The organism is Microbacterium sp. B19 (genome assembly GCF_000333395.1).
Classification (GTDB): Bacteria; Actinomycetota; Actinomycetes; order Actinomycetales; family Microbacteriaceae; genus Microbacterium.
On record NZ_BADA01000386.1, the window covers coordinates 1 to 9,274 of the forward strand.

Consider the following 9,274-nt stretch of genomic DNA (forward strand, 5'->3'; position numbering starts at 1 on the left):
CGGGCCTGCTCCCCGGAGCGGCGTAAGGCCCCAGGACGTCCATTATCCAGCGGCGCGTGGTGGCGGCATCCTTCGTCAGCAGGTCCACGAGCGCCACCTGCGGATCCGTGTACGTCACCACAGTCGAGCCGCGGTAGCGCGGCGAGGTCAGCGCGACGAGGCGTGCGGCGACGGCCTGTTCGTGGGAGCGGCGGAAGCCTGCCACGTCGCCGGCGATCGCGCCGAGCGCGAGCCGCAGCCCCGGCACCGTCTGGACGAGCGTCGTGGTGTCGGTGAGCGACTGCTCCGTCAGCATCGGCGAACCGATCCACGCCCACGCCGTGGAGCGGTCGACGGCGGTGACCAACGGGGAGACGGGCGAGCGCAGGGCACCGCCGATCCGGCGGAGCGCATGGTCGATCTCGCGCTGCCGCTCGGGGTCACTGTCGTCGACGTCCGACCAGGCGACGACCGCGAGGTGACTCTGCGCGAGCGAATAGCCCGTCTCGGATGCGAACCCGCGGACGGGAAGCGCGTCGCCGCGCAGGACCTTGAGGACCACCGCCGCGTTGAGGGTGGCGCGGGTGTTCCACCACCGTCGGCGTTCTTCGTCGTGCACCGTCGACACGAACTGCAGGATCCAGTCGATGTAGCGGTGCACCGCGTCCGCGATACCGCGGACCACCTCGATCTTCATGCCCTCGGGGATGTCCAGACGCTCGACCTCGGCGATCCCCAGGCGGAGGAACATGCTCTGTCCGAGGTAGTAGGCGCGGGTGAGGGACGACAGCGGCACATCCCGCTGCGCTAGGCGCGCCGCGTACTCCACGGCGGCGGTCGTGGGCTGGAGGCTGTCCACGTCGATGTCGTTGGTCAAGATGTGGCAGATCGTCGTGACGTTGCCCTCGATGCTCGCGTGCAGCATCTCGACCAGTTGGGGGTCGCCTCCGAGGTCATCGATGCGGGAAGCGAGGAGGTCCCGCATCTCACCGACGATCTCGGGCACGCGCAGGTCGAGGTGGCGCGCCACGAGCGCGAGCAGCGCTCGCGTGTCGAGGTCACCGCCGGGGTCCTCGGAGCCGTGAAGATCGGTGGGCTGCGTCACGATCGGCCGACGGCGGCGCTTCCGACCAGCTGAGGGGATGCCACGGCCTGCAGCGCGCGTCGGGCCGCGTTCACTCCGCACAGTCCGTGCACGCCGGGCCCCGGCGGGGTGGCTGCCGAGCAGAGGTAATAACCGGGCACCCCCGTATCGTACGGCTGGGCGGAGAGACGCGGTCCGAGCGTGAACTGTCGCGGGGTCTTCGCCCCGGTGAGGATGTCGCCGCCGACGAAGTTGGGGTTCTCGCGGCTCAGGTCGGTGGCCGTGAGGACGCGCGTGGCGACGACACGCTCGGTGAATCCCGGCGCGAACCGCTCGAACTGGGCCACGATCGCATCGGTCGCGTCCCCGGTGTAGCCGGCCGGCACGTGGGCGTACGCGTAGACCGGGTGCACGTCACCGACCGACCGCTGAGGGTCCGCGACGTGCTGCTGACCGACCAGGACGAAGGGGCGCGCCGGCATCCTGCCGCGAGACGTCTCCCGCTCGAGGGCGACGATCTCGCGAGCCGAACCGCCCAAGTGGACGGTTCCGGCGCGGCCGACCTCCGGCGAGCGCCACGGCACTCCTCCCGCGACGGCGAACTCGACCTTGAAGGCCGCCGGGCCGGCACGGAATCGTCGGAAGGCCTTTCCCTCCCGCGCCGGGAGGCTCTCCCCCAGGATCTCCGCGACCGCGTGGGGGTGCACGTCGAGCAGCGCGATGTCGTGGGGCGGAAGCTCCCACCGGGAGCGGATGCGCGTGCCCGTCTCGAACGTGACCCCCTGCGCGCGGAGGCGCGCGATCACGGCATCCGTGAGTGCTCCCGTCCCTCCCGCGATGACCGGCCAGCCCACCGCGTGGCCGGCAGTGATGATGCCGGCGCCGATGCCGGTCACCAGCGGCTGGTCCAGGCGTTGGAACGCGTGCGCCGCGACGCCGAGGAAGAGGGCGCGCGTCCGCTCCTGGGAGAAGGCGCGGGCCACCCACGTGGGCGGTGGCGCCGCGACCGCACCGAACCGCGCGAGCAGGAAGGGATGACGAGGGATGCCGAGGAGCGGACGGAAGATGTCCTCCGACAGCGCCGCGAATCTCGCCGACGGCAGCCCGAACAGAGCACGCCAGCGCCACCCGTCGCGCCCCAGTCCCTCCGCGGTCTCGGCGATGGACCGGCGGAGGAGGACCGCGTCGCCGTCATCGAGGGGATGGGCGCAATCGATCTCCGGCAACGCCCACTCCACTCCCGGCAGATCGAGGTCGCGGAGATAGGGCGACGCCGCGGCCATCGGATGGACCGCGGCGCAGTGGTCCTGGATCAGTCCCGCCAGGAGAGGCGCGCTGTTGCGCGCCCCTCCGCCGAGTTCGTCCGCGGCTTCGATGACGTGGACCGTCACCCCGGCTGCGACGAGCGTCGCGGCCGCGGCGAGTCCGTTGGGTCCGCTCCCGACGACGACGGCACGGGTCATCCCGCGACCCGCTCGTTCCGCTTCCGAGGCAGACGGACGCTGTTGGTGACGTCGGGGACCGGCTCGGAACCCTCCCGCTTCCAGCGCACGTCGATGGGGATGGGGCCATCCGGCAGCCAGGGCTGGGCGGCGACGGCGTCGGCGACGCGCCACCGGCCACGTTCGATCACCCCGAGGGACGCGTCGATCACCTTGTACTCCTGGAATGCCGAGTGGATGGGCTGAGACTCCACCCATACGACGACGAATTCGCCGGGTGCGAAGTGGCAGCGGGTCTGCAGGGCGCGGATGAGTCTCTCGTCGTGCAGGTGCCCGTCGCCGAAATTGAATCCGATCACCGAGTTGCAGGCGAACTCCCCCTCGCGGACCGTCCGCGACTCGATGTCCGGCACCGACCGGTAGAGGACCGAGAACAGCCCTCGTCCCTGGCTGTGCATCGACCGCCACGCGATGGTCTGCTGCATCGTGATCTCGGCGATCTCGGCGGGATACCCCATCTGCTGCAGCTGCTCGACCTGGTTCTTGGTCGGTCGGATGATGGCATCCAATTTCTTCTCCGCACCGGGCGTGAATGTCCACAGCGCCGAAGCCCAGTTGCCGGCGTACTGCCGCATCGAGGGCAGGAACGAGACCTTGTCGGGCCGTAGGTTGCCCAGCACCGGGAAGAACGCCAGCGCCGCGACCAGACCGGCGAGCAACCACGGGCTGCTGATGTCGGCGAGGCCGTACCCGGCACTCGCCGGGAATCCGAGGAAGAGGAAGATCGCGGCGTACGAGAAGAGCGTGTTCCATTCGAGCGGCACCGCGAGGGGGAAGGTCGAAATGATGAAGAGGTGGAAACCGACCATCACCACCACGGCCGCGAGCGTGACCCAGAAGTTCTGTGAGAACAGCAGCACGAGCGGTGCGGCGATCTCGACCGTCATTCCCATGACGTGCGCCAAGAAATGCGCCAGCCGGGACGGGCGGATGTCGTGCGGAAAATCGCGGTAGAGCGAGCGCTTCAGCCACCGTGGCGGCCAGAACGGCGTATTGCTGAGCATGGGCGGGATGACGTTGACGAAATGGCGCCCGAACTTCGAGACGCCGGCGCCGACCCAGACGACGACGATGAGGAGCTTCAGCGCGATGATCATGTCGGTGAACGACAGCACGGCGAAGAACACCAGCGCCGGCAGGTACTGCTCGATGCGGGAAGCCACCGCGATCGTCTTGTCCCGGAGCCCCGCGAGGACGAGGAACACGATCGCGGCGACCACGGCCGGCGTCTGCACGAGACCGCTCGTGTTCCCCGGGAGGACGGCGGCGAGCGCGGGCGTGACGGTCCCGGGCAGTACCAGCGCGACAGCCAGCGAGGCGACGAGTCCGAGGTAAAGAACGACGTCGAGGACCGTGCGCGTGTCCCCGGCCGTGCCCGGCACCCATTCCCACGGACGCAGCCTGATCGTGCCCGGTCGCGCCCAGAAGAGGATGCCACCGGTCATCGGCTTGAACTTTCCGGCGATCGGCCCCCAGGACCCGGCGACGCCGATCGTCTCGAGCAGCATCGTCCAGATGATCGCCTTCTGATAGACGATCGGCTGATTCCACCACTGATCGACCTGCCAGAACCAGCCGACGCCGCTGGTCGCGGTGATGATCACGGCGCCCACGAACAGCCAGAGGAACAGGATCTTCGCAACGTAGGTGGCCGCGATGATCCGCGGCGAGCCGAAGCCGTATTCGACCCAGTGCAGCGCAAGCGCTCGGACGCGCTCACGGAGCGGTTGGTGCAGGAAGGTCGACGTGTCGACCGGGGGGAAATCTCCGGTGGTGAATCCCATGTTCAGCTCCTTCGGTGACGGGAATTCGTGGTCGGGAATTGCTCAGGCGGTGGGGGCGAGGGCGCGTCGCATGGCGGGCTTGTCGACCTTGCCGACCGGGTTGCGCAGAAGGTCGGACACGACGTGGATCTCGGTGGGGACCTTGATCTTCGTCAGCCCGCGTCCGCAGTGGTCGCGCAGATCGGCTTCGGATGCCGTCGTCCCGGGGTGGAGGACCACGTGCGCGATCGGCACCTCGCCGTACACGGGGTGGGGGCGGCCGATCACGGCGGCCTCCAGCACGGCGGGGTGCGTGGCGAGGTACGCCTCAATCTCCTTGGGGTAGAGGTTCTCCCCACCGCGGATGATCATGTCCTTGCTGCGATCGACCAGCGTCAGGTACGCGTCCTCGTCGAGGAATCCGATGTCGCCGGTGCGCAGCCATCCGCCGCGCATCACCTCGGCCGTGGCATCCGGTCGTCCGAGATATCCGCGCATGACCGTCGGGCCCAGGACCGCGACCTCGCCGCGCACGCCGGGTGCGGCGACGAGGCCGTCCTCCCCGAGGATGACGATCTGCTGGCCGGGCAGGACGCGTCCCACGGTGCCGGGCTTGCGTTCGCCCCACAGGGGGTTGCACGTGGACGCGCACGTCGCCTCGGTCAGCCCGTAGCCCTCCAGCACGGGGACGCCGAGCCGCTTCTCGGTGAGCGCGAGCAGTTCCGCGTTCGCGGGGGCGGCGCCGCAGATGACGAAGCGGAGGGTGGGCAGCCGCGGAATCGCTTCGCGGGGGAGCTCCGCCAGCCGCGCGAGAATCGCCGGCACCGTGGAGAAGTAGGTCACGCCGCAGCGCGCCGCGGTCTGCAGGAACGTGTCGGGCGAGAACCGCTCCAGGATCGTCACGCTCCCGCCGGCGCTGAGCGGCGCGAGGAAGCTGACGCACAGCGAGTTGACGTGGAACAGCGGGAGGACGAGCAGCGCGTGGTCGTCGGGGCCGAAGCCGACGTGCGACCGCAGTGCCTGGGCCATCGCCCGCAGGTTCGCGTGGTCGAGCATCACCCCCTTCGGCTGGCCCGTCGATCCGCTCGTGTACACGAGGAGAGCCAGGGTGTCTTCGGCGATCGCCGGATCCCCCACCGGGCCGTCGGGGACGCGCTTGAGATCGCTGGGGCGGAGGGTTTCGGCATCCATCCCGGGGTACTCGTTCGCGGTGATGAGCAGGTGCGCGCCCGAGTCTTCGAGCTGGTAGCGCAACTCGCGTTCGGTGAACGTCGGGTTCACCGGCGTCACCGCCGCTCCGACCCGCCACGCCCCCAGCAGTGCGACGACGAACGCGACGGAGTTGGGCAGCATGATTGCGACGACGTCACCCCGACCGATGCCCCGCTCCTCGAGTTGCTCGGCGCACGCGGCCGCACGCTTCTCGAGGCCGATGTAGGTGAGCTCCTCGTTCGCGTCGCGGACGCTCAGCCGCGTCGATCCCGCCCCCGGGCTGAGCCACGGCAGGTGCTGCAGAGAGGCTTGCGCTCCCCCACGAACGGGGGAAGGTCCCGATTCGAATACGCGTGACATGGATCCGCCTTTCCTCCCGACCACCGCGTCGGTGCGATGCCGGCCTGCGCGACATCGCGCTCGCTCCACGGTAGAAACCGGCGAAGCCCGGCACAGTGGCTCGGGTGGCGAAGTTCACAGCGGAGGGTGTGCACAGTGCACGGGTGGTCCGAGCACGCTCAATCCAGGATGCGAGATTGTGCGATGACTACTCGAGGAGCGCGCCCTCTGCACTGAACCTCGTCACGAGGCCCCGCCGTTCCTGCGATGAGTCGCGCGGGCGGACGACCCGGAATGTTCCGCGGCCGGACCGCGCGATCACTTCCTCGAGTTCGTACGAGTCGTACGTGCGAACAATGTCCCCGAGCGCGATAGCCGGGTCGGGCGGATATTTCAAGACACTGCTGTTGCTACAACCCTGGAGTCGCGCGAATCAACCGCAGGTGAGGCGCCGATTCGGCTACCCCTGAGAATCACCGCAAAATGCCGATCCTTCCCATTTCGCAGCACGTGCACAAACATGGCCGACGAGGCGCCGGAGGGCGAAGGGGAAGGTGCGATGAACATGCACAGAAGGCTGGCCATTGCCGGAGCCGTACCACTCGTGATGACCGTGGCGGCGTGCACACCACAAGCCCCGAGCCCCTCGCCGACACCTCCCTCCGTGACATCGACGACTCCCGCCGCCAGCCCCACGGACGAGGAACGCTTCGCCAGCCAAGGAGAGAAGGTCCTGACGCGGTACCCCCGTGCGGTCCCCGCGGGCAACTTCTCCGGGGACAAGGACGAGACCGTCACGCTCCCGGCCACCGATCTCAGCGCCCCCGTCGAAGTCGTGGTTCTTCTGACCTGCACCGGCACGGACACCTACTCGGTGACGGTGGAACAAGCGCACCCGAACACCGTCGGGGCCGCCTGCGGCACGGCGGGCACATCGATCGCCGCGGTACCGCTCGACGACCCGTCGCAGCCGACGGCCCTGCAGATCGACGTCCCGGACGGAAGCGATTACTGGCTGACCGCGTACTACGCGCAGAACGGTCGGTGACGCGGAATCGGTCGGCGAAGCGCGGCGCGATCCCGCGGTGGAGACGCTCGACTCCGTGCGGGGAACGTGAATGTGCGGGACCCCCGCCCGTGAATGACAGAAGCCCCGGCGGAAACCGGGGCTGATCTGACGTTCTGGTAGCGGGAGCGGGGCTTGAACCCGCGACCTCACGATTATGAGTCGTGCGCTCTCACCAACTGAGCTACCCCGCCGCGCGGCATCCCTCGAAGGAGATGCTGTGAGCCCCGAGTCAGGATTGAACTGACGACCCCTTCCTTACCATGGAAGTGCTCTGCCACTGAGCTATCGGGGCGTACCCGGATCGCTCCAGGCAACTAGAAGAGAATATCAGAGCTTGGCGGCCTCTTCTAATCGAGCGAGTGACGTCCGGCGTTCGCGCGGAGCCACGTGATCGGGTCGATCGCGACCGTGCCGTTCATCAGGATCTCGAAGTGCGTGTGGGCACCGAACGAGTGACCGGTATCACCGGTGTGGCCGATGACCTCGCCGACGTGGACGACGTCGCCCTGCTTGACCTGCATCGACCCGTGGAGCATGTGGGCGTAGCGGCTGGACACCAGCTGGCCATCGATCTTGTGGTCGATGATGATCATGACGCCGTAGCCGCCGCCGTCCTCAGTCGCGGTGCGGACCACGCCGTCGGCGATCGCCTGGATCGGCGCGCCCTCACCGGGGATGAAGTCGGCGCCCTCGTGCATGACGCCATCGCGCATGCCGAAGCCGTAGCTGATTCCGACGCCCACCGCGAACGGCCACTGGATCGCCGCGGAGGTGTCGTTCGTGTAGAAGTTGCTCGGGTACTTGATGCCACTGTCGGCGGCGACCTGCGCGTACGTCGCGGCCGAGTAGCCGTCGGCGCGGTCGACGATCGCCGACTGCGACTGGGCCGGAGCCACGTAGGCCTGGATCGCGCCGTTCCCGACATCGCCGCCGGCGACGGCCAGGTTCTGCGTCACCGCCGTCTCGGGGGCGGCGACGTTCGTGGTGCCGTTGGCGGAGGCAAGGGCGCTCACCGGCATCGTCATCCCGACGGTCATGAGACCGACGAGACCCATCACGCCGACGGAGAACGTGGCAGCGGCAACGCGGCGACCGCTCCGGCGGCGGAGCGTGGCATCCACGGGAAGACCCTGCGTGACCGGACGCGCGGGCGGCACGACCGGCTCCGCGACGGGCTGCTGCACGGGGGTCTCAGCGGTGAACGCGAACAGGCGCGCGGCGGCCTCGAATTCGTCGGCGATGTCGTCCGTCGTGGTCGTGTCGGCCGGAGCGGCGTCCGCGGGTGCTTCGGCCGCGATCGGCTCGGCGGGAGCGGGCTGCACCGCGGGCGCCTCGACCGCGATCGGCGACGGCTCGGCGTCGACCGTCACGGGGCGGCGGCGGCTGCGGCGCGTCGACGGGAGGGTGATCGGCGAGGTCGGGAGACCGACGGGCGTGGTCGCCTCCGTCGCGTCGGCGCTCTGCAGGATGACGGCCACGTCGTCGTGGGAGCGACGCTCGTCGACGACGGTGACGTCGAGGGCATCGGATGCCGGAGTCGTGGATGCCACGTCCTCGGTCGTCGCGATCGCTTCGGTCTCCGTCACCGCGGGGGTGGCGGAGCTCGCAGCGGCACGCGACGAGCGGCGGCGCGGAGCGGGGAGGGTCGGCTGGATCGTCGCGGCGATCACTGTCTCGATGACGGCGGCGGCCACCTGCTCGACGATCTCGGGCTGCGACGCGACATCCGCCTCGACCGGGGCGACCGACTCGGCGGGCTCACCGTTCGGGGTCTCCGCTGCGGAGGCGGAGAGGCGGCGACGCTCGGCTCGCGTCAACTCGGTCGCGACGGGCGTGGTGGAGGGGCGACTGGATCGCCGCGTTCGGGCGGGCTCAGTCTCGGGGGCTTCTGACGGCAACGCGCGGGGGCTCTCGGTTCATGTCGCGGGCGCGACGGCTTCGGGCTTTCGGGCTTCTGCCATTTCCGCAGGTTCGGGTCGCGAAAATAACGAACAGGTAACTACCCTAACCCGGCATCACTGGGAATGCCATGAAGGGTTGGACATTCACAGTTCCGGTTCGAGGATCTCCTCGAGCCGCTCGTAGAACCCGGGACCTGCGGCGATCACCATTCCCTTGCCCGGACGCCCGCCCGGTGCTCCGCCGACCATGCCGCCGGCCTCCTCGACGAGCAGCACTCCTGCGGCGTGATCCCAAGGGTTGGTGCCCTTTTCGTAGTAGGCATCCACTCGTCCGGCGGCGACGGACGCCAGGTCGAGCGACGCGGCACCGATGCGGCGGATGTCGCGCGCGATCGGCATGACGCGGGCGAGTCGCTCGAGCGTCG

Annotated in this window: 7 protein-coding genes and 2 tRNA genes; 1 reads left to right on the forward strand and 8 read right to left on the reverse strand. The window is 69.2% G+C overall.

Features of this window, described 5'->3' with window-relative positions; all coding sequences use genetic code 11:
- The 4 genes from I5G_RS13900 to I5G_RS13915 form a co-directional block, all read right to left on the reverse strand.
- A partial coding sequence (locus tag I5G_RS13900; protein ID WP_022879600.1) for a hypothetical protein occupies positions 1 to 1,084 on the reverse strand: 1,084 nt, incomplete at its 3' end.
- Positions 1,081 to 2,526, reverse strand: a complete 1,446-nt coding sequence (locus tag I5G_RS22580) for an NAD(P)/FAD-dependent oxidoreductase (RefSeq protein ID WP_022879601.1) — start codon at positions 2,524 to 2,526, stop codon at positions 1,081 to 1,083. The genes I5G_RS13900 and I5G_RS22580, both read right to left, overlap by 4 nt.
- Positions 2,523 to 4,349, reverse strand: a complete 1,827-nt coding sequence (locus I5G_RS13910; RefSeq protein ID WP_022879602.1) for a DUF3556 domain-containing protein — start codon at positions 4,347 to 4,349, stop codon at positions 2,523 to 2,525. The genes I5G_RS22580 and I5G_RS13910 overlap by 4 nt, the downstream gene beginning before the upstream one ends.
- Positions 4,350 to 4,391: 42 nt before the next feature.
- On the reverse strand, positions 4,392 to 5,900 hold the full coding sequence (locus I5G_RS13915; RefSeq protein WP_022879603.1) for a class I adenylate-forming enzyme family protein: 1,509 nt from the start codon (positions 5,898 to 5,900) through the stop codon (positions 4,392 to 4,394).
- A 643-nt stretch (positions 5,901 to 6,543) separates the two neighbouring features.
- Between I5G_RS13915 and I5G_RS13920 the strand changes: the two genes are divergently transcribed.
- Complete coding sequence (locus I5G_RS13920) at positions 6,544 to 6,927, forward strand: hypothetical protein (protein WP_022879604.1); 384 nt, start codon at positions 6,544 to 6,546, stop codon at positions 6,925 to 6,927.
- 135 nt (positions 6,928 to 7,062) lie between these two features.
- Here the strand turns inward: I5G_RS13920 and I5G_RS13925 are convergent.
- The 4 genes from I5G_RS13925 to I5G_RS13940 all read right to left on the reverse strand — a co-directional run.
- A tRNA-Met gene (locus I5G_RS13925) sits at positions 7,063 to 7,139 on the reverse strand.
- Between the two features lie 29 nt (positions 7,140 to 7,168).
- Positions 7,169 to 7,240, reverse strand: a tRNA-Thr gene (locus I5G_RS13930).
- Positions 7,241 to 7,295: 55 nt separating this feature from the next.
- Positions 7,296 to 8,765: a M23 family metallopeptidase gene (locus I5G_RS22585; protein ID WP_022879605.1), complete on the reverse strand. Its 1,470-nt coding sequence runs from the start codon at positions 8,763 to 8,765 to the stop codon at positions 7,296 to 7,298.
- Positions 8,766 to 8,993: 228 nt separating this feature from the next.
- The coding region (locus I5G_RS13940) for an inositol monophosphatase family protein (protein WP_022879606.1) at positions 8,994 to 9,274 on the reverse strand (281 nt) is incomplete at its 5' end.